This window comes from Mangrovitalea sediminis, assembly GCF_002514725.1.
GTDB lineage: Bacteria > Pseudomonadota > Gammaproteobacteria > Pseudomonadales > Oleiphilaceae > Mangrovitalea > Mangrovitalea sediminis.
Window position 1 is genome coordinate 285,870 of record NZ_NTLB01000007.1, and the last position, 20,941, is coordinate 306,810.

Sequence of the window (20,941 nt, forward strand, 5' to 3'; positions counted from 1 at the left end):
GATAATGAGCCAGGAGGCCAAAACGTCATGACAACCGTCGACGAAATGAAAGGTAAGTGGAAACAGCAAATCGGCAAAGCCAAGCTCGCCTGGGGGAAACTCACGGAAGACGAGATTTTAAAATCAGAAGGCCGTGCGGAAAAACTCCAAGGCCTCATTCAGGAGCGCTACGCGATCACCCGCGAAGAAGCCGAGAAGCAGGTTAATAAGTTCTTCGAGAAAGAGGGTTCCTGACATTCCCTGTGGCTTTAACTGCGCTGACCCGGTCTTCGAGTTGCAGTGCGACGGCCAGGCAGCCCCCGAAAGGGCATAAAAATCCTTCCCGTTTTTTAGTGGGTACCGACGTCGCCGCGGAGGCCGGCGTCGCGTCCGCCCTGCCATTGACGGCACCAGGGCAGCGTCTGCGACAGAGGCATAGGCCTCGCGATGCCATAACCCTGGGCGAGGTCGCATCCCAGCTCCAGCAGCCGATCCGCGTGGGCGAGGGCTTCCACACCTTCTGCGACGACGGTACGCCGAAAACGCTGGGCCATGAATATCACGCTCTCGACGATCGCGTGGCCGTCTTCATCGGTCAGCATATCGCGCACGAAACTCTGATCGATTTTGAGCTGGTGAACAGGCAGTGACCGGAAATAGGACAGCGATGAATAGCCGGTGCCGAAGTCGTCCAGCGCGATCTTCAGCCCCATGTCGCTGGCCTGCTCCAGCACCCTGCTGGCGCGCTCGAGATCGTTGAGGGCGGTGGATTCCAGAATCTCCAGGTGCACCAGGGCCGGGTCCATACCGGGGTGTCGGGCCAGCGACTGTTCCAGTTTGGAAATGAAGCCTGTGTCCAGCAACTGCAGCGCACTGACATTGATACCGATGCCAATCCCCAGCCCCTGTTTCCACCAGTGGGAAGCGGACGTTATAGCCTGCTCAAGGACCCAGTCTCCCAACCGGGTTTCCAGATGGCTTCCCTCCAGATAGGGCAGGAATTCACCGGGCGGTATCAGCCCTTTTCCGGGCTTGTTCCAGCGGACCAGCGCCTCAAAGGCCACCACCCGTCCCCGGCGCAGATCCACCTGGGGCTGAAAATGCAGCGTCAGCTGATTTTGGTCGATGGCCTGTTCCAGTGCAGCGAGATGATTGCGACGAATCCGCCGTTTGGCATCCTGCACCGGGTTGAAGAAGTGGTAGTGGTTCCGGCCGGCTTCCTTGGCTTCGTACATGGCCATCTGGGCATGGCGCAGCAGCGGGTCTCCTTCGGCCTGATCCCCGGGGTAAAGCGTGATGCCGAGACTGGCCGAAAGGCTGACTGGGTGCTGATCCAGCGTCACCGGTTCGCCGATGTGGGTGATAATCCGTTCGTAGACTCCGCTGTCCCCGCCGTTCGCCAGCAGCAGAACGAACTCGTCGCCGCCCACCCGGGCAACGGTATCCTCGTGTCGTACACTGGCGGCCAGGCGATCGGCCACAATCTTGAGCAGACGGTCGCCGGCGGCATGTCCGAAGCGATCGTTTACCGACTTGAAACTGTCCAGGTCCAGGTGACAGACCGCCAGGGAGTCGCCCCGCCGGTCCGCCCGGGCAATGGCATGGTCCATGCGGCTGGTCAGCAGCCGCCGGTTCGGCAGCCCGGTGAGGGCGTCATAGTGGGCGGCCCGGTCCAGCTCCTGTTCATGATTCTTGAGCCGGGAAATGTCGGCAAAAATAGCAACATGGCGGGTCAGATCGGCATCCTCGTTGCCGAGCCGGGCAATCGACAGCAACTCGGGATAGACATCACCGTTCTTGCGCCTGTTCCAGATCTCACCATGCCAGTGGCCATGTTCCAGCACAGCCCGCCAGAGCTGCCGGTAGAACTTCTCGGAGTGCCTGCCGGAACTGAGCAACCGCGGGTCACAACCGATAATTTCATGTTTTTCATAACCGGTGATACGTGTGAATGCCGGATTCACCTCAATAATCCGGTTGCACCCGTCAGTGATCATGATCGCTTCATAACTGCTGTTGAAGACACTGGCGGCCACCTGCAACCGACGTTCAGCATCTCGCTGCGCTGAGAGGTCGGTGAGCACGAGTATCAGACAACGGCTGTCGCCGCAATCGGCAACCTGGAACAGCAGCCGGACGTGAATCGGTCTACCCTCGGGGCCGGCTATCCGTGCCTGCGCCTCCAACGAATCCCGCTCTCCCGCCAACAGGGGTTTGACCAGCGCAGTGAAGTCCTCTGCCGTCAGGTCCTGAAGGATGTCTACAGGATGTGAACCGATCAGGGACGTGCCCTCCCGTCCCAGCAGACCTTTCGCGTCCGGGTTGCAGTAACGGATCCGGCAGGAGTCCCGGTCGAGGATAAGAACGGCATCCGGAGCGGTCCGGATCGGATTGGACAGCAGGCATATTGAGCCCTGGGAGTTCGCGGGCTGACTTGAGGCGGCAACAGTAGACATCAGTGGACAGCCAAACGCACCAAGGGTAACAAGAGGACATAGTGTACCAAGGGTAATAAGAAGACATAGTGTACATTAGTACCATCGGCCAGCCCGAACGCACCCCGCGCCAGGCAAGGTGTCTGGAGGTTGAGGCGGTGCAGGAAACCATCGCCAGCCGGTCGGCATAGCGATGATGCATCAGCTCAGCAAGCTGGTGCCGACCGGAGGGCGAGTCATCTACTCGGGGGACTGAGGGCTTTCATCAACGCCGTACCCACAGGACAGCGTTGATGCCAGTTAGGCGTTGAGACAAAGGCAACCACTTCAGTACAAGCCACGGCTGAAGGGTTTTGTCGGACATGACGGGCAAATGGTTTACATAAACGACACAATGGTTTACATAAGCGACACATTGTACTACAACCTTGAGAGCGACAAAGGCGTAGTTGTGTAGCGATGAGTTGAGATCGCTGTCACGCTCAGCTTTTTGACGGGAGCGGGCCGTCGATGGTTAGGGTTTGTATTGAAAAATCTACCGGGCTCGGCGGGGGAACCAAGTGTTGATTGAAAAAGAAGGCGTGCACGGGGTGATGGAAGCCCTACCGGACGCCGCGCTTGTGGTAGATGCGGAGCAGCGCATCATCCTGGTAAACACGCCCCTGTGTAAGCTGTTTGGCTACGATGCCGATCAACTGCGGGATGCCCATCTGGACCGTTTGATCCCCGAAGCACTGCGTTTCGATCATGCTCAGCATGTGGAAGGCTACTTTGCAGGCCCGAAGGTCAGGCCAATGGGTAGCGGTCTGTATTTTTTCGGGAGACGCGCCGATGGCAGTGTCTTTCCGGTTGACATCATACTCAACGGGATGGAGCTCGACGGCAGATCCATGGTCATGGCAGTTGTGCGGGATAACTCCGACCGCGTTGCGGTAGAGTTCCTCAAGCGCGATTTGTTGCGGGCGAACGCCCGACTCCAACAGGCACTCAATCTGGGCCGCATGGGATGGTGGGAAGCGCGCCTGAACGAGGGTGTCCTGCTCTGGTCAGATGCGATGAGAACACTGTTGCAGTTGCCCGATGACGTCAAACCCAGCTTCGATTTTATACGTGACCGGTGTCATCCCGAAGACCGCGATCGCGTGATCGCAGATTTTGATGTTCTGAGACAGGTGAAGAGGCACCGGGCGGAATTTCGTATCAGAGGTGCTGCCGGCGAATCCATCTGGGTTGAAGAAGTTGTGGAGTTTTCTGATCGCGAGCCGGATCAAAAGATCGCCTTGGGCGTGATTCGCGATATTACTGATCAAAAGCTGCTGGAACAGCGGTTACGGCATGAGTCGGTAACCGATGAATTGACGACATTCTTCAACCGTAAGCGTTTCGACCAGGAGTTAGGACAGAGGTTTGCGGAGTACCAGCGCACGGGTACGCCCTTTTCGCTGATCATCTACGATTTTGATTTCTTCAAATCCCTGAATGACCGATACGGTCATGCCGCTGGAGACCTGATACTCAGAGAGTCCAGCGCGCTGATCAAGGAACAGCTGCGCGTCTCCGACAGTGTTTTTCGTATCGGAGGGGAAGAGTTTGCCATTATCCTGCCGGCTACCGAGAAAGCCGAAGCAACGATGACAGCCGAACGCTTACGCCTGGCTATTGCGGATCACGCTTTCAATCTGGATGGTCAGGTGCTGCAAGTCACCATCACCGCAGGCGTAGGCGAGGTAGAACCCAGTGACCACTCGGGAGAACGTCTTCAAAGAAGGACCGACGCTGCCTTGTACCAGGGCAAGCAGCTGTCCCGTAATCTGGTCTGCTACTGAACTCCGCAGACACTGACAGGCGCTGCCGTCACTGCCGACCGGGCTGGACATGGCTCTCCATCACAGAGGCAAGGAAGACAACAGAGATCGGCTTTACCCTATTCTGGAAAGATACCCCCAGTCACCACAACCGAAATAGCGCTTGCAGTTTTCCATCACTAGACAATGTGCAGCTTAACCTGGTGCTCGCGCAATATGTCCATGATTTCGGGAGGCGGTTCCTGGTCAGTGAAGAGGTGATCCGCCTGGCTGATGTTGCCGAGACGCACCATGGCACTGCGACCGAACTTGGAGTGGTCTGCCGCCAGAATAACCTGCTTGGAATTGGCAATCACCGCCTGGGCAACCCGGACTTCACGGTAGTCGAAATCCAGCAGCGAGCCGTCGGAATGGATGCCGCTGATGCCGATAATGCCGAAATCCATCTGGAACTGGTTGATAAAGTCCCGTGTTGCCTCACCCACGATGCCGCCGTCACGCTGCCGCACCTCTCCCCCTGCAATAATGACCCGAAAGTCTTCCTTGGCATTGAGAATGGAGGCGACATGAATGTTGTTGGTGACGACATTCAGGTTGTGATGCGCCAACAGCGACCGGGCGATCGTTTCCGTCGTGGTACCAATGTTGATGAACATCGAAGCGCCATCCGGAATCATCTTGACCAGTGCAGCGGCGATGCGGTTTTTGGCTTCGAGGTTCCAGATCTTGCGATCCTGATACGCCAGATTGACGGTGCTCGACTCGGTGCTGGCACCGCCATGATGACGTTTGATACGCCCCTCGTCGGCCAGCTGGTTGAGGTCACGACGAATGGTTTGCGGCGTAACACCGAAAAACTCTACCAACTCATCGATAGTAACGAAGCCATTCTGCTGGATTTGCTGCAGAATCAGGCTGTGGCGACGCGGCTGCGACATGTCTTTCCTCTGAGACTACGAAGATGCGAACCTAGTATGCAACAGTTTCGAACAATACCGAACTCTCCTGGTCACACAGGGATGCCGGAAAAGGCGGAAGCGGGCGGGCGAATCCAAAACACCTGCAACGCGTCGGATACGGCAATCGGTCCCAGCACAAGCAGGGCTATGAGCGCACATGCCAGTAACGCAGAAAAGCCGATATCAAACACAGTCCGCCGACCGTTCTCGACAGCGAAACCCGAAACAACGGCGCCTAGCTGCGGGACAAACGAGCCCCGTCACCTGACGGGCAGGTATCAGCGCTGTTTTCCTTGCGTCTCGCTGGAGGCATGGGGTCGGTCAATATCGGTAAAGCTGGCATCGTCCGAGTCCAGACGATTGGGTTGGTAGGCTGCTTCTTTTCCTTCGGTCCCCATGGCTTCCTTGAAGCCCTTTACGGCGCCACCGAGGTCGCTGCCGATGTTGCGCAGTTTACGTGTACCGAAGAGCATGACCACGATGGCCAGGATAATCAGAAGTTGCCAGATGCTGATGCCGCCCATGATGGGACTCCTTGTTATTGTTTGAGTCAGATTCTACGTCCAGTTGCAGAACGTCACCATGTTCCAGATTGAACGTAAGCGCGCAAGTAATTTTCCTTAGTGCACACTCGCAACGGGAAGCCAAGGAGCAGTGATCCACACCTCAACCCTGACGGCAACCTTCCCGACAGGCGGCCCAGGTAAACCACGCTCCCCAGTGATGCCTTTCCGGACACATCGTTCTCAGCGCCAAAACAAGGCAACGCCACAAAATGCGTTGTGGCGCCTCAGGGGCATATTCAAGACGTTATAGCCTCCGGAAAACCTGTCGGGCAATCTATCCCATCGCATAGAATGACTTTCAGCAGCGTCATTCTCTGGAAACGGGTACACATTGAACTTCTTCCGAAAACGCATTGAAAAGCAGATCTTCGGCCTGACCGGTATGTCACTGGGCGGTATCGATTACGACCATCCGGTCGGTGACCCCGGCCTGTTCGGCCCGGACAGCGTGTGTTGGAAGGTGCACGGCGACTTCCCATCCATGCTGTGCGGCGGTATCGGCGCATTGATGCTGCAGATGCTGCATCCGCTCGCGCTGGCAGGAGTTTGGGATCACTCGAATTTCCGTGAGGATATGATCGGACGCCTGCGCCGGACCAGCCGATTCATCGCCGGCACCACCTTCGCGCCCACGGCGGACGCCCGCCGCCTGATCGACAAGGTACGGCACATCCACAGTCAGGTCAGCGGCGTCGCACCGGACGGTCGCCCCTACGCAGCGAGCGACCCGGCCCTGCTGACCTGGGTCCACGTGGCGGAAGTCCGCAGTTTTCTGGCGGCTCACCTGCGCTACTGCAACCCGGACCTGAGCGAGGACGATCAGGACCGCTATTACGATGAAATCGCCATCGTCGCCGAAGCGCTGGGCGCCACGGAGGTGCCCCGCTCCCGTCACGCCGTGGAGGCGTACCTGCAGCGGATGCGGCCACAGCTCACCTATGACCGGCGTACGGCGGAAGTGCTGTCGCTCCTCCTCAATGCCCCTTCACCCAGCCGACTGACGAAGCCGCTCGGCCGGCTGATGACCCGCGCCGGCATCGATCTGCTGCCCGACTGGGCCAGTGAAATTGGCGACCTAAGGCTTACCGCCTCTCAGCGCCAGCTGGCCCGGCTCGGTATGCAGGGCATCGCGCCCACCCTGAGGTGGGCCCTCCGCGAAAGCGCCTCCAATCGCGCCCGTCGGCGCATGGGAGAAAACACGGCACGTCCAAACCAACCGGACATGCCGTCAGGGTAACCTGCTCTGTCAAAACTGTTCGACGCTCAGCGCCATAACGCTCCCGCTACCCGCCTGCATCGTCCGTCGATGTGCAACGACCCTTGGCAACAGGTGTTCGGCATAGAATCGCGCAGTGACACATTTGGACTGGAGGTAGGCCGCATCGCCCTCGCCCGACCGCCGTTGGCGATCGGCGCACAAGGCACTCTTTGCCATTAACCAGCCCCCGCACAGATAACCCATCAGCATCATGAAATTGAAGCTGACGGAACCGGCGAGAGCCGGGTCGACAGCGCTGGCCAAAACCTCGTCGGCGGCCGACTTCGCCTGGGCCAGCGCCTCGCCGAGTCCTTCAGCAATGGCCACAAGGTCTGCATCTTCCTGACCGTCGAACTCTGCCAGGGTCTCCGCCATCTCCTCGAACAGCGCCCCGAGGTGGGCGCCCCCATTCGACAGGGTTTTGCGTCCGATCAGGTCCAGCGCCTGAATGCCGCTGGTGCCTTCGTAGATCGGCAGGATACGGGCGTCGCGGAAATGCTGGGCGGCACCGGTTTCCTCGATAAAGCCCATCCCACCGTGCACCTGGACATTCAGGCTGGTGAGTTCCTGTGCCATCTCGGTCATCCAGCCTTTGACAATGGGGGTGAACAGTTCCAGGCGACCGTGATGGGCGGACTCCTGTCCATCCGGCACCTTGGTCCTGTCGTCTTCGGCCATGGCGACCAGCGCCAATGCCCGCATCGCTTCGGTACCCGCCTTCATGATCATCAGCATGCGCCGCACGTCAGGGTGTTCGATGATCGGTATGCGCGTGCCGTCGGCACGGGTTCCCTGCAGGCGCTCCCGGGCATACTGGCGCGCCTGCTGATAGGCGCGCTCGGCGATGGACAACCCCTGCAGCCCGACGGCCTGCCGGGCGTTGTTCATCATGGTGAACATGTACATCAGGCCCTTGTGGGGCTCGCCGACCAGGTAGCCGGTGGCGCCGCCGTTGTCGCCGAAACTCAGTACGCAGGTAGGACTGCCATGAATGCCGAGTTTATGCTCCAGGGAGACACAGCAGACATCGTTCAGCTCACCCGGCTCGCCATTCGCATCCAGCCGGTATTTGGGCACGATGAACAGAGAGATCCCCTTCACACCCTTGGGAGCATCCGGTAAACGGGCCAGCACCAGATGGATGATGTTGGACGTCATCTGATGGTCGCCCCAGGTAATAAAAATCTTCTGCCCGGTAATCCGGTAGTGATCCTCATGGGGGACGGCGCGGGCGCTGACCGCCGCCAGATCCGAACCGGCATTGGGTTCGGTCAGGTTCATGGTGCCGGTCCATTCACCGCTGACCAGTTTCGGCAGGTACTGCTCTTTCAGCGATTCGCTGCCGTGGACGGTCAGCGCTTCAACCGCCCCCTGGCAGAGCATGGGACAGAGCGCAAAGGCCATGTTGGCGCTGTGCCAGATCTCGTTGACCGCCGTTCCCAGCACCGCCGGCAACCCCTGCCCACCGAGTTCTTCCGCCGCGACCAGCGCTGGCCACCCGTTCTCGGCGTATTGCCGGTAGGCCTCGGCAAATCCCGGCGTTTCCTGCACGCCTTCGGCGGTTAGGGTAGCGCCTTGTCGGTCGCCTACCGGATTGAGCGGCGCCAGCACCTCCGAGCCCAGTTTGCCGGCTTCGGTGAGAATGGCCTCGGCCAGTTCGAGATTGACGCCGTCAAGCCCAAGATCGGCGGCCAGCCGGTCGAAACCAACCAGGGCATCCAGGACGAACAGGGTGTCATTCAAAGGGTGGCGATATCCGCTCATGATAGTGTTTTCTCCTTGGGACACGGGCACAGGGGGCCGGGCGCAGGAAAGCCTGCGCCCGGCTATTCGTGTCGGGTTATGAAATCGAGACCGGAAAAAAAGCCCTGTCGATCAGGGCACGAAAGTCCCGGCTCCATCGCATCCTGGATTCAGTGCCGCCGTTGAATGGCCATGCCCGATGACATGACCATCGCCCCTTCTGACGGCACCGTTGCCAAGGGCTGCCAGGTACGCTGGCCGGAAGTCGATGACACCCCCGCAAACCGTGGCGGGGTGCGTTGATTCAGGTCTCAGGCTTCGCTGTAGTCGAAGAAGCCTTTGCCGGACTTCTTGCCCAGCCAGCCGGCCGCCACATATTTCCGCAGCAGCGGCGCCGGACGGTATTTGTCCTCCCCCAAATCACGGTGCAGTACTTCCATCACCGCGAGGCAGGTGTCCAGACCGATAAAGTCCGCCAGGGTCAGCGGCCCCATTGGATGGGCGCAGCCAAGTGTCATGGCCGTATCGATATCGCTGGCGCTGGCAATGCCTTCTTCGAGAACGAAGCAGGCTTCGTTCAGCATCGGCACCAGGATACGGTTGACGACGAACCCTGCCTTGTCCTGACATTTGACCGGCGTCTTACCCATCTGCCGGGCCAGACCGATCACCTGTTCGAAGGTGGCATCATCCGTAGCCAGGCCGCCGATCACCTCGACCAGCTTCATCGCCGGTACCGGGTTGAAGAAATGCATGCCGATAACTTTCCCGGGACGCCGGGTCGCGGCCGCGATGGTCGTGATACTGATCGAACTGGTGTTGGACGCGAGGATGGTGTCCGCGCCGCAGAGTTCGTCGAGCTTACGGAACAGGTCCAGTTTGAGGTCGAGCCGTTCGCTGGCCGCCTCGATCACCAGTTGGCAATCGGCGAGCGCATCGAGCTGACCGACCGCCTGAATGCGGCCGGCGATGGCGTCAGCCTCTTCCTGTGGCAGCTTGCCCCGTGCCACCTGGGATGCCAGCCGTTTAACGACCGTCGCCACGCCTTTCTCGGCGGCCTCCAGAGAGATATCCGCCAACCGCACGGAAAAGCCGGTGATAGCGGCAACCTGGGCAATGCCGCCGCCCATTTGTCCCGCACCGACGATACCGATCGTCACGTCCGTTCCTGCCTTGCTTTCGTTAATCATCCTGTCCTCGTTGAAATGCCATGAGACTGACCTCGCGACCGCTCCGCAAAACGCGGGCGATTCGCGGCTTCAGGCGTGGAAACGCCACCCCGCGCCGGAGGCCTGCTCTCCTCGCCGGCGCGCAGACCGATTGTAACCGGGATCAGCCGTCGTGTTGGATTTGGGACGGGTCTTTGGCCCAGTCTCTCAGGACATACTTCTGGATCTTGCCGGTGGAGGTTTTCGGCAGCGGCACGAATACCACGCTCTTGGGAATCTTGAAGTGGGCCAGGTGCTCGCGGCAGTAGGCGATGATATCCTTCTCCGTCACGTCTTCGTGACCGGTTTTCAGGGTGATGAAGGCGCAGGGCGTTTCGCCCCACTTCTCGTCGGGTTTGGCGACCACCGCCGCTTCCAGCACGGCCGGGTGGCGATAGAGGATGTCCTCCAGTTCGATGGTGGAGATGTTCTCGCCGCCCGAAATGATGATGTCCTTGAGACGGTCCTTGATCTCCACATAGCCGTCTTCATGCCACACTGCCAGGTCACCGGTATGGAACCAGCCGCCGGCAAAGGCCTCGTCCGTCGCAGTGGGATTCTTCAGATAGCCCTTCATGATGGTGTTGCCGCGCATGAAGATCTCACCCAGGGTTTCACCGTCGCGGGGCACATCCTTTTGGGTTGACGGGTCAGCGACACGCACCCCCTCCAGCGTCGGATAACGCACCCCCTGACGGGACTTGATACGGGCCCGCTGCTCAAGGGGCAGCTCGTCCCATTCGTCGTGCCAGGCACAGACCGTCACCGGCCCGTACACTTCGGTCAGCCCATACACATGGGTAATCTTGATACCCATCTCCTCGATAGCACCGATCACCTTGGCAGGCGGCGCCGCGCCGGCCGTCATGGCATTGACCGGGTGATCGATGGCCGCCTTGGCCGACTCCGGCATATTGATCAGGGCATTCAGCACGATAGGTGCGCCACACATATGCGTCACCTGATGCTCCCGGATCAGCGTGAGGACCCGCTGGGGATCGACCTTGCGCAGGAACACATGGGTTCCCGCACAGGCGGTGATCGTCCAGGGATAGCACCAGCCATTGCAGTGGAACATCGGTAGCGTCCACAGATAGACCGGATGCATGCCCATGGACCAGACCATCTGGTTGCCAAGGGCATTCAGGTAGGCGCCGCGGTGGTGATACACCACGCCCTTGGGATTGCCCGTCGTGCCGGAGGTGTAGTTCAGTGAAATGGCATCCCATTCGTCGGCCGGTCCCTGCCAGACGAAATCAGGATCGCCTTCCGCCAGGAAGGCTTCATAATCGAGCGGGCTGATCGCGTCCGCCGAGCCCAGTTCGGGATCGTTGACGTCTATCACCAGCGGCTTGCGGTCCATGGCCCGCAACGCCTGCCGGATCACCGGCGTAAACTCGCGATCGACGATCACCACCTTGGCCTCGCCATGCTGCAACATGAACGCCAGGGTTTCCGCATCCAGGCGAATATTGAGCGTATTCAGCACAGCGCCAGTCATCGGTACGCCAAAGTGGGCTTCGAGCATCGCCGGAATATTCGGCAGCATCACCGCAACGGTATCCCCCTTGCCGACACCCCGCCCCTGCAACGCCGACGCCAGACGTTTGCAGCGGCGATAGGTTTCGGCCCAGGAATAACGCTGGGATCCATGAATCATCGCCACACGGTTCGGATAGACACTGGCCGTGCGCTCAATGAACCCCAGCGGCGACAGAGGCACATAGTTGGTGGCGTTTTGTCCGAGATGCTGATCGTAGATCGATGACATGGCTGATTCCGCTCGCTGTTATTGTCGTGTCGTTGACGTCAGTGACGCTGTACTTCATACGCATCACGCCTGCGACGGGCTCAACACGAACGTCCCACCATCAGGCGCACATAACACACCGGTGCCTATTTATAGAAAAAAAACACGGAAATTACAACTATAACTATATTAATATAGTATTTTTACTATACTAAAACAGAAAGGATCGCTAAACTGGAACCGCAACGAGAAAGGACGTGACGACAAACGGCATAATGCAGCCGCAGCCTTATGGAAGGCCTGTTTCGTCGCCGGTCAACGCCACCGTTTCTTGCCATCGACAGGGGCTATCGTGCTACTCGAAAACGACCCGCAACCCGCTGCCATACTGGATGCCGAGGCCCGCCTCGTGCGTCATAACGGCGCCTTGCGCGCCCTTCAGGACATCGATGGCACGGCCGTCTGGCACTGGCTTCCCTACAATCTCGCCGCACTGGTATCAGCCAGCCTGCGTCAGCGACGGGCCATCGAAGAGGTCGAACATGAGGTGGGCGGTCGCATCCTCCTCTGGACCTTCGTCCCCGACCTCGAATCGGGCCAGGTGTTGGCCCGTGGCAGGGACGCCACCCAGGAGCGGAAAGCCGTTCGCAAAGCCGCCGAGGCCAGCCGCCTTTACCGGCTGATCACCGAAAACACGACGGACCTGATTTCACATCACGCGCAGGACGGTACCTTCCTGGACGCCTCACCGGCGGCCTGGACCCTCCTGGGCTACTGGCCGGAGGAACTGCGCGGCATCCGGATCAAACAGCTTCTACATGAGGACGACCTGAACCAGTTGTACCGCGCTCGCGAAGAACTGGAACTGGCAGGGCGCTACACCATGACCTATCGCATCCGCCACCGGCACGGTCATTATGTGTGGTTCGAAACCGCCTGCCACGCCATTCGCGATGCCTACTCAGGCGAGGTCGACGAGGTCGTCAGCGTGTCGCGCGATGTCAGCGCACGCATCCGGGCAGAAGAGATTCGCCACCGCCTGGCCGACGTTATCGAAGCCACGACCGACCTGGTCCTGTTCCTGGACGCGGAGGGCCGGCTCACCTATTTCAACCGGGCTGCCCGCGATGCACTGATGGGCACACCGGAACAGCAGGATCAGACTGTAGGTCAGGACGCACCACTCCCGACCCTGGAGAGCCTGTTTACCGAGGCATGTCGGCAAACCTTGCTGGATGGTCTGGACGCCGCCCGGGCAAACGGCGTCTGGAAAGCGGAGATGGTGTGGAACCCGGACCGGCGCCCCCAGCTACCGGTGTCGTTGGTGTTACTGGCCCATACCACTGCTGAAGGAGGGCGCTATTTTTCCGTGGTGGCGCGCGACATGACAGAACGGGAGCTGCGGGAAAGCCAGATGCGCCATCACCAGGAAGAGCTGGCCCACGCCAGCCGCCTGACCACGCTGGGTGAGCTGGCCTCCGGCATCGCCCATGAAATGAATCAGCCGCTGGCCGCTGTGGTTAACTACGCGGGCGCCAGCCTGAGATACCTCAGCCGCCTTCCAGAGAAGGGGCCGGACGTCGACAAGATCGCCGAGGGCTTGAACCGGATCACCCTGCATGCCAATCATGCATCGGAAGTGATCAAGCGCCTGCGGGCCTTCCTGCGCAAAGGGCAACAGCGGCTCCAACGCCTCGACGTCAACCAGGTCATCGAGCATGCCGTCAGGCTCTGCCAGTGGGACGCGGCGGAAAAGCAGGTTCAGATTCGTCCCCGACTCGCCGGGGATTTGCCTGACATCTATGTGGACCCGGTCTTGCTGGAGCAGGTCCTGATCAACCTGCTGCGCAACGCCATCGAAGCCAATCACGAGTGTCACGACAAAACGTCCGATGTCTTTATCGACAGCCTGAGGAATGAGCAGGGGTGGGTGGAAGTCAGGATCACCGATCAGGGCCCTGGCTTCGTCGGCGACAGCCCCGAACAGCTCTTCACGCCCTTTTACACCAGCAAATCTGAAGGCCTGGGGCTCGGCCTGTCCATCAGCCGAACGCTGGCGGAAGGCTTTGGCGGACACCTGGAAGCCATCCCGGCCGAAGGCGGCCTGATGTTCCGGTGCCGCCTGCCGGCACTGGACTATGGGAACGACGAACGCACCGCCGCCGACCGCTCATCGCCTTCACCATTAACCGACAGCCGTATCAGCAGGAATCGCTCATGAATTCGAAAGTGGCCATGCCGACACCTTCCACCACACCGGGCACGTCGGAAACGCCCCGGTCCGATCAGCCGGCCAGCTCGCCGAAGCAGCGGGTCTACGTGGTCGACGACGATCAGGGCATGCTTGAATCCCTCGTTTGGCTGCTGGACTCCGTCGGCCTCACGGCCATTCCGTTCACCAACGGGCAACAGTTTCTCGATGAGTGCGACCCCGGACTGAACGCCTGCGTACTGCTGGATATCCGGATGCCCGGGTTGGGAGGGTTACAGGTCCTGGAGCGGCTTCGGCAACAGCAGGTTGACCTGCCGGTGATCCTGATCAGTGGCCATGCCGACGTCTCACTGGCGGTCCGCGCCTTCAAAGCCGGGGCTGCCGACTTTCTGGAAAAACCCATCAACGAGCAGTTATTGCTTGATAGCGTACAGAGTGCCCTGGCCCGGCATGCGCGGACACAGCGACGCCAACACTACAAGGCGAAGATACTGTCATTGCTGGGACAACTGACACCGCGGGAACGGGATGTCCTGCTACCGCTGGCAAAAGGATTCAGTAACCGAGAAATCGCGGAGCAGTTGGAGGTCAGCGTCAAGACCGTCGACCTTTACCGGTCTCGGGTCATGAAGCGTCTTAATGCGCGGAGCCTGCCCCACCTGGTCGCCATGGTGATTGCCGCCGGCTGGCTGGACCCGCTGGATGACGAGGCTGGCGACACCAGCCCCGCCTGAACGAGATAGAGGGTATGGGGAGGTCAGGATATGCGTAACGGCGCCTGACCAACCACATGCCTCCGCAGTCTGCTTAAACCTTGAATTGCCCCACCAGCTGCTGAAGCTGGGATGCCAGACGCGCCAGCTCTTCACTGGCCGTCGCCGCCTGTTGTGCACCCGTGGCGGTCTGCTGCGTGGAGGTATTGATGCTGGTGACGTTGCGATTGATCTCTTCGGCAACGGCCGTCTGCTCTTCCGCCGCCGTCGCGATCAGGGCATTCATATCGTTGATTTGCGCCACCGAGCGGGTGATCGCCTCCAGCGACTGATCGGCATTCCGTGCATGTTCGACACCGGACTGGGCCAGCTCACGGCTGGATTCCATAACGGATACGGCATCTTTCGCGCCACCGCGCAGGCGGTCGATCATGCTGCGGATTTCCTCCGTCGAATCCTGTGTGCGGCTCGCCAGCGTACGTACTTCGTCCGCCACTACGGCAAAGCCCCGGCCCTGCTCGCCGGCACGGGCAGCCTCAATCGCAGCATTCAGCGCCAGCAGGTTGGTCTGCTCCGAAATACCGCTGATCACCGCGAGCACACTGCCAATCTGCTCGCTATGCCCCTCGACCCCCTTGATGACTTCCGCAGCCTTTTCGACTTCCACCGCCAACGCATCGATGGCCTTCACCGCGGCACCCACGACCTCACGGCCCTGATGGGCTTCTCCATCGGCCAGGCGCGCAGCTTGCGAGGCATCCGAAGCATTCGTCGCCACATCCCGCACCGTAGCCGACATTTCGTTGATGGCCGTCGCGGCATGCTCCGTTTCGTCACGCTGGCGCGAGATATGGCCTCGCGTTTCTTCACTGGTTGCGGACAACTCCTCCGCCGCCGCAGCGACCTGTGAGGTGGACGCTGCCACCTCACCGACCAGCCGCTGGATACGTGCCACGAAGCGGTTGAAGGCGCGTGCGAGGTCGCCGATTTCGTCCTGCCGATTTTCATCGAGTCGCTGGGTCAGGTCGGCATCGCCCTCGGCGATTTCCGACAGCCGGCGCGTCACCGCACCGATAGGCCGCGTTACGGAACGGCCCAGCCAGGCGGCGAGGAAAAGAGAAACAACGAGAATGACCAGTGCAACGGCACCGAAGTATACCAACTGCTCATGGAAAACCGCTTCCACCTGAACCATGTAGAGGCCGGAACCGACAATCCAGCCCCAATCCGGAATACCTTTCACATAACCTATCTTGGTGACCGGTTTTTTCGAACCGGGTAACGGCCAAAGATAGGAGACGAAACCCGCCTCCTGCTGCTGCACGACATGCACCATGTCGACAATGATGCGCTTGCCGGTAGGGTCTTTCAGGTCGCTAAGATCCCGTCCGTCCAGCTTGGGCATCATCGGGTTCATGATCATCCGCGGATGCATGTCCGTGATAAAGAAGTAGCCGTCTTTCCCAAACCGGAGATCAGCAACGGCTCTCTTGGCTTCCGCCTGGGCCTGCTCGACAGACATCTTTCCGGACTGCGCCAGTTTGACGAAGCCGTCGATGAGTGTCGCGGCAGTCTGGACTTCACCCTCGATCTGGTTCTTACGTTCGCCGACCAGACGGTTGTAGGAGTTGTTCAGGCTCAACAGAATGACCACGATCAGTAGGGCAACGAACGCTACGCTGAGCGAATACAGCTTGCCCTGTATCGTGCCCAACTTGCTGATAAGGCCGCCTCCAGAGCTTGTTTGCTGGTGATTGGACGGCGTTTGATAGGTCGGGGTATTCATAGAGTCTGCCTTCGCGCTCATTAAAGCGATACATGTCTTCAGGAAATTTAACGGAATCTTGAATCAAACCGTCTTAGTAAAGACCATGTTCATCGACTCTGCCCGGGTATTTGGCCAATTTTTACAACGCCTAGTCTAGGAATATGCGCGTATTGATCGACGAAGTCCGGCCTTCCAGTGCCGGACTTCGTCGATGGACTTTCAGTTGATATCCACCACCACCTTCCCCCGAGCCGAGACGGTGCGAACCCGTTCATGGGCCGCGTCGATCGTATCCAGGTCAAAAGACCCGGGATCCACCCTTATACGGAGCTCGTCGGCATCGACCAAGCGGGCTGCTTCCCTCAATATTTCGCCGTGATGCTCGCGCCCCCGGCCCGTCAGCAGGGGCAACAAGGTGAACACCCCGGAATAGGTGGCGCCCCTGAAGGACAAAGGCGCCAGGCTGTGAGAACCCCAGCCCAGGCAACTCACGACATGACCGCGATAGATCTTCGCGGCTTGGAACGCCTCATCCAGACTGACGCCACCGGTGGTGTTATAGATGATGTCGAACCCTTCGCCCTCGGTGTGACGCATTACATAGTCGTCGACTGAAACCTCTTCGTAGTCAATATGGGTCGCCCCCAGAGAGCGGATAAAGTCGGCCTGCCTGGCGTTGCCGGTCGCATAAACCTCTGCACCGAAAGCTCGCGCCAGTTGCACTGCCACCTGACCCACCCCACCGGCACCGCCCTGCACCAACACTTTCTGGCCGGCCGATACGTGCGCCCGGTCCACCAGCCCTTCCCAGGCGGTAATGACCACCAGCGGCATCGCTGCCGCTTCCCGCAGACTGATGCGCTCGGGAGCCTTAGCCAGCAAGCGCGCATCCACAGCCACGTATTGGGCCAGGGATCCCTGGACACCGCCCACGCCACCGATCATCCCGTAGACCCTGTCGCCGGGGCGGAAGATGCTGTCACCGGGACCGACCGCCACCACTTCACCCGCCATATCCAGGCCCAGTACGGCGGGGAATGGGTGCTGCGCATGTCCTGCCTGACCGGCTCGAATCTTGGTATCCAAAGGATTGACGCCACTGGCAGCGATCTTGACCAGTACCTGCCCTTGTGCAGGCGAAGGAACCGTTTTTTCAACACGAACAAAGGGGCCATCGGCGGCTTCGATAACCAGGGTTTGCATGGTAGAAGGGTAAACAGACATGGAGAAGTCCTCTCGTTGAGTTGCCAAAGAGTCTCTCCCATACCAAAATGCATTAAAATCCAAAAAAATGAATTGCGGCCATACAAAAATGCATGCCGATACATTGAACTGGAGCGATATCCGCGTGTTTCTGGCCATCGTGCGTGCCGGCACGCTGGGCGGCGGGGCCCGCGAACTGGGCCTGACCCAACCCACCATGGGACGGCGTATCAAAGCGCTGGAAAGCACCATTGGCCAGAAACTGTTCCAGCGCACTGCAGACGGTTTTGTGCTAACCGATGAGGGCGCAGCCATATTGCCTCATGCGCAGCGCATGGAAGAGCAGGCACTGGCACTCTCGCGCCAGATCGATGGCTCGGGAAACCGTCTGGATGGCCTGTTACGGGTATCCTCCTCCGACTGGTTCGGCGTCTACGTCGTCGCTCCCTTGTTTGCGGAATTTTCCCAGCGGCATCCCGATGTATCGCTTGAACTGATCACCGATGCCCGGCGGCTAAATCTCGCCCGCCGGGAAGCCGACCTGGCATTTCGCATAACCCCTTTCGACGAACCCGATATCGCACAGCGCCAGCTCATGATCATGGCGTACTCGGTATACGCTGCCAATGACTGGTGCATCGAACAACTGGATAACCCAAGGCAGGTCCGCCTGATCACCATGGACAGCCATTTCGGGGAGCTGCCGGATGTCGTCTGGCTGAAGAAAATGTTGCCGGGGGCCCGTATCGCTTTTGCGAGCAACAACCGTGAGGCCCAGGCCCGCCTCTGCGCAGCCGGTGTCGGTCTGGCCGTTCTGCCCAAAGCGCTGGGAGACCAGATGCCGGGCCTGAAACCCGTCGATCTGGGCGAGCCGCCGCCCTCTCGTCAGGTATGGCTCGGTTATCACCAGGACCTACGGCACCTTCCCCGCCTGCGGGCTTTTCTGGATCTGACCCTCAAGCGACTGGGACAGGCATCCTGACAAGGCAGGACATGCCCATCAGCACTTGCGTCCTCGCAGAGAGTTCGCCAATCTGGAATGCCAACGCGGACACCGAGACTTAAGCCAACCATGGATCAGCTGCCCTTTTCCCAAGCCAGCGAAAACAACAAGGCTCCCATTCTGGAAATCTTGCAGGCTACGTTCACCACCCCCGGACTGATCCTGGAAATCGGCTCCGGCACCGGTCAGCACGCCGAGCACTTCGCCCGCCATCTCCCGCACCTGACCTGGCAGCCCAGCGACCGGCCCGGTTTTCAGAATGTCTGCCTTCCGCGGATTGAAGCCTCCGGCCTGACCAACATCCGCGCGCCACTTCCCCTGGATGTAACACAACAACCCTGGCCGATCGACGTCGCCGATAGCGCCTTCTCCGCAAACACCGCCCATATCATGAGCTGGTCGATGGTAGAGGCCATGTTCGCGGGCGTGGGCCGCCTCCTGCAGTCCGGTGGCTGTTTCTGCCTTTACGGTCCCTTCAATGAAAACGACGATTTCACCAGTGCCAGCAACGCCCGTTTCGATGCCTACCTGAAATCGCAGGACCCCGCGATGGGCATACGGGACCGGGCTGCCATCGAGCGCCTGGCAACGCAGAACGGCCTGACGCCAAGCGCCAATCACACCATGCCGGCGAATAACCGGTTACTGGTCTTCGGGAAGTGAGTTGCAAGACATCCTGCCCGGAACAAAACAACGCGCCCCCCCGATCCCCGCCTTGAAAACACTGCGCGCACTTGAGCTATCGATTTATCAGATAGCAATGAACGGTTTTTACTATTAGTAATCGAAAACAGTTCTAATCTAGATTCTTCAGGAACGCATCTGTTCAAGATCTGAACACTCAGAATGCGAGCAGCCAAACACCTCTGCGTACCGCGCAGGGTCGAACGGGCATCTTGAAGAGGACGGCAACATGCAGACGCAACTGCTTATTGGCGGATCGTTCGTGGCCGGTGACGGCGCCGACGAAATCATTCTCAACCCGGCCACCGGAGAAGCGCTGGCCACCATACCTTCCGCCTCCGTCGCGCAGGTGGATCAAGCGGTTGCCGCGGCCCGCACGGCGTTTCTCTCCTGGTCGGATACAACGCCGGGCGAACGCTCGCTGATGCTGCTCAAACTGGCCGACCACATCGAACAGCATGCCGAAGACTATGCCGCCCTGGAAAGCCAGAACTGCGGCAAGCCGTTTCATCTGGTATTGGCCGATGAGATTCCCGCCATTGTCGACTGCTACCGCTTCTTCGCCGGCGCTGCGCGCACCCTGACCGGCAGCGCTGCAGGAGAATACCTGCGCGATCACACCAGCATGATTCGCCGCGACCCCGTCGGCGTGGTCTGCTCCATTGCGCCCTGGAACTACCCCCTGATGATGATGGCCTGGAAGATCGCACCGGCCCTCGCCGCCGGCAATACGGTCATCCTCAAGCCTTCCGAACAGACGCCGCTGACAGCGCTCAAGCTGGCCGAAGCGGTCGCCGAGATTTTCCCCAAAGGTGTCTTCAATCTGGTGCTGGGCCGCGGCGAAACCGTCGGTGCGGGCCTGGTCTCCCACCCCCACGTCAACATGGTGTCGGTCACCGGCGACATCGCCACCGGCCGCAAGATTCTCGAGTCGGCATCGGGCACCATCAAGCGAACCCATCTTGAGCTGGGTGGCAAGGCGCCGGTGATCGTCTTCGACGACGCCGATATTGCCGAGGTGGTCGCCGGGGTGCGCACCTTCGGCTACTACAATGCAGGACAGGACTGCACCGCAGCCTGCCGCGTCTACGCCAACGCCAACATCTACGAGAAACTGGTGGCCGAGCTGTCTTCCGCGGTATCCGGCATTCGTTACGGACGCCCGGACGAAGAGGGTGTCGAGATGGGGCCGCTGATCAACGAACGCCAGCGCAACCGGGTTTCCAGTTTCGTCGAGCGGGCGCGGGCCCAGGACCATATCGAGATCGTGACCGGCGGCAAACCGGCTGAGGGTGCCGGATTCTTCTATGAGCCCACGGTGATCGCAGGCGCCCGGCAGTCGGACGAAATCGTACAGCGCGAAGTGTTCGGACCGGTGGTTTCAGTCACACCGTTCAGCAGCGTCGACGAAGCCATCCTGTGGGCCAACGATTCCGAATACGGCCTCGCCGCCTCCGTCTGGACCCGCGACATCTCCAAGGCCATGAAGGTGGCGAAGAAACTGCAATACGGCTGCACCTGGATTAACTCCCACTTCATGCTGGCCAATGAAATGCCGCACGGCGGCATGAAGCAGTCGGGCTACGGCAAGGATATGTCCGCCTATTCGCTGGAAGATTACACCGTTGTCCGACACGTCATGGTGAAATTTTGAA

The 20,941-nt window shown here is 59.8% G+C and carries 16 protein-coding genes; 8 read left to right on the forward strand and 8 right to left on the reverse strand.

The genetic code is table 11. The features are described 5' to 3' along the window. Positions 1–27: 27 nt before the first annotated feature. Entirely contained in the window at positions 28–234 is a 207-nt protein-coding gene (locus CLR77_RS18380; protein WP_097462156.1) for a CsbD family protein, read from the forward strand. Between the two features lie 95 nt (positions 235–329). On the opposite strand, the gene CLR77_RS20525 is transcribed toward CLR77_RS18380, so the two are convergent. Then, complete coding sequence (locus CLR77_RS20525) at positions 330–2,435, reverse strand: putative bifunctional diguanylate cyclase/phosphodiesterase (protein WP_097462157.1); 2,106 nt, start codon at positions 2,433–2,435, stop codon at positions 330–332. A 539-nt stretch (positions 2,436–2,974) separates the two neighbouring features. Between CLR77_RS20525 and CLR77_RS18390 the strand changes: the two genes are divergently transcribed. Then, complete coding sequence (locus tag CLR77_RS18390) at positions 2,975–4,240, forward strand: sensor domain-containing diguanylate cyclase (protein ID WP_097462158.1); 1,266 nt, start codon at positions 2,975–2,977, stop codon at positions 4,238–4,240. 158 nt (positions 4,241–4,398) lie between these two features. On the opposite strand, the gene CLR77_RS18395 is transcribed toward CLR77_RS18390, so the two are convergent. After that, entirely contained in the window at positions 4,399–5,157 is a 759-nt protein-coding gene (locus CLR77_RS18395; protein WP_097462159.1) for a DeoR/GlpR family transcriptional regulator, read from the reverse strand. Positions 5,158–5,456: 299 nt separating this feature from the next. Next, on the reverse strand, positions 5,457–5,702 hold the full coding sequence (gene tatA / locus CLR77_RS20475; protein WP_097462160.1) for a Sec-independent protein translocase subunit TatA: 246 nt from the start codon (positions 5,700–5,702) through the stop codon (positions 5,457–5,459). 373 nt (positions 5,703–6,075) lie between these two features. Between tatA and CLR77_RS18405 the strand changes: the two genes are divergently transcribed. After that, a complete protein-coding gene (locus CLR77_RS18405; RefSeq protein ID WP_097462161.1) occupies positions 6,076–6,981 on the forward strand; it encodes an oxygenase MpaB family protein in 906 nt (301 codons plus the stop codon). Between the two features lie 9 nt (positions 6,982–6,990). Here the strand turns inward: CLR77_RS18405 and CLR77_RS18410 are convergent, their stop codons facing one another. From CLR77_RS18410 to CLR77_RS18420, 3 genes are all read right to left on the reverse strand, one after another. Then, on the reverse strand, positions 6,991–8,766 hold the full coding sequence (locus tag CLR77_RS18410) for an acyl-CoA dehydrogenase C-terminal domain-containing protein (protein WP_097462162.1): 1,776 nt from the start codon (positions 8,764–8,766) through the stop codon (positions 6,991–6,993). 290 nt (positions 8,767–9,056) lie between these two features. Then, the gene (locus CLR77_RS18415; protein ID WP_097462163.1) at positions 9,057–9,935 is read right to left on the reverse strand and encodes a 3-hydroxyacyl-CoA dehydrogenase family protein; all 879 of its coding nucleotides are present in this window, start codon (positions 9,933–9,935) and stop codon (positions 9,057–9,059) included. A gap of 142 nt (positions 9,936–10,077) precedes the next feature. Then, positions 10,078–11,724 carry an acyl-CoA synthetase gene (locus tag CLR77_RS18420; protein ID WP_097462164.1) on the reverse strand — a complete coding sequence of 549 codons (1,647 nt, stop codon included), beginning with the start codon at positions 11,722–11,724 and terminating at the stop codon, positions 10,078–10,080. Positions 11,725–12,055: 331 nt separating this feature from the next. Here CLR77_RS18420 and CLR77_RS18425 point away from each other — a divergent pair, with 331 nt between their 5' ends. Both CLR77_RS18425 and CLR77_RS18430 read left to right on the forward strand, forming a co-directional pair. Further along, a complete protein-coding gene (locus CLR77_RS18425) occupies positions 12,056–13,924 on the forward strand; it encodes a PAS domain S-box protein (protein WP_198962824.1) in 1,869 nt (622 codons plus the stop codon). Positions 13,925–13,938: 14 nt separating this feature from the next. Continuing rightward, positions 13,939–14,649 carry a response regulator transcription factor gene (locus tag CLR77_RS18430; RefSeq protein WP_097462250.1) on the forward strand — a complete coding sequence of 237 codons (711 nt, stop codon included), beginning with the start codon at positions 13,939–13,941 and terminating at the stop codon, positions 14,647–14,649. 73 nt (positions 14,650–14,722) lie between these two features. Here the strand turns inward: CLR77_RS18430 and CLR77_RS18435 are convergent, their stop codons facing one another. Further along, positions 14,723–16,414, reverse strand: coding sequence for a methyl-accepting chemotaxis protein (locus CLR77_RS18435; RefSeq protein WP_158227240.1), 1,692 nt, complete (start codon positions 16,412–16,414; stop codon positions 14,723–14,725). Between the two features lie 201 nt (positions 16,415–16,615). Continuing rightward, on the reverse strand, positions 16,616–17,620 hold the full coding sequence (locus tag CLR77_RS18440; protein ID WP_198962825.1) for a zinc-dependent alcohol dehydrogenase family protein: 1,005 nt from the start codon (positions 17,618–17,620) through the stop codon (positions 16,616–16,618). Between the two features lie 88 nt (positions 17,621–17,708). Here CLR77_RS18440 and CLR77_RS18445 point away from each other — a divergent pair, with 88 nt between their 5' ends. From CLR77_RS18445 to CLR77_RS18455, 3 genes are all read left to right on the forward strand, one after another. Then, on the forward strand, positions 17,709–18,581 hold the full coding sequence (locus tag CLR77_RS18445) for a LysR family transcriptional regulator (protein ID WP_097462168.1): 873 nt from the start codon (positions 17,709–17,711) through the stop codon (positions 18,579–18,581). A 90-nt stretch (positions 18,582–18,671) separates the two neighbouring features. Further along, on the forward strand, positions 18,672–19,265 hold the full coding sequence (locus CLR77_RS18450) for a DUF938 domain-containing protein (protein WP_097462169.1): 594 nt from the start codon (positions 18,672–18,674) through the stop codon (positions 19,263–19,265). Positions 19,266–19,515: 250 nt separating this feature from the next. After that, entirely contained in the window at positions 19,516–20,940 is a 1,425-nt protein-coding gene (locus CLR77_RS18455) for a gamma-aminobutyraldehyde dehydrogenase (RefSeq protein ID WP_097462170.1), read from the forward strand. Position 20,941 lies beyond the last annotated feature (1 nt).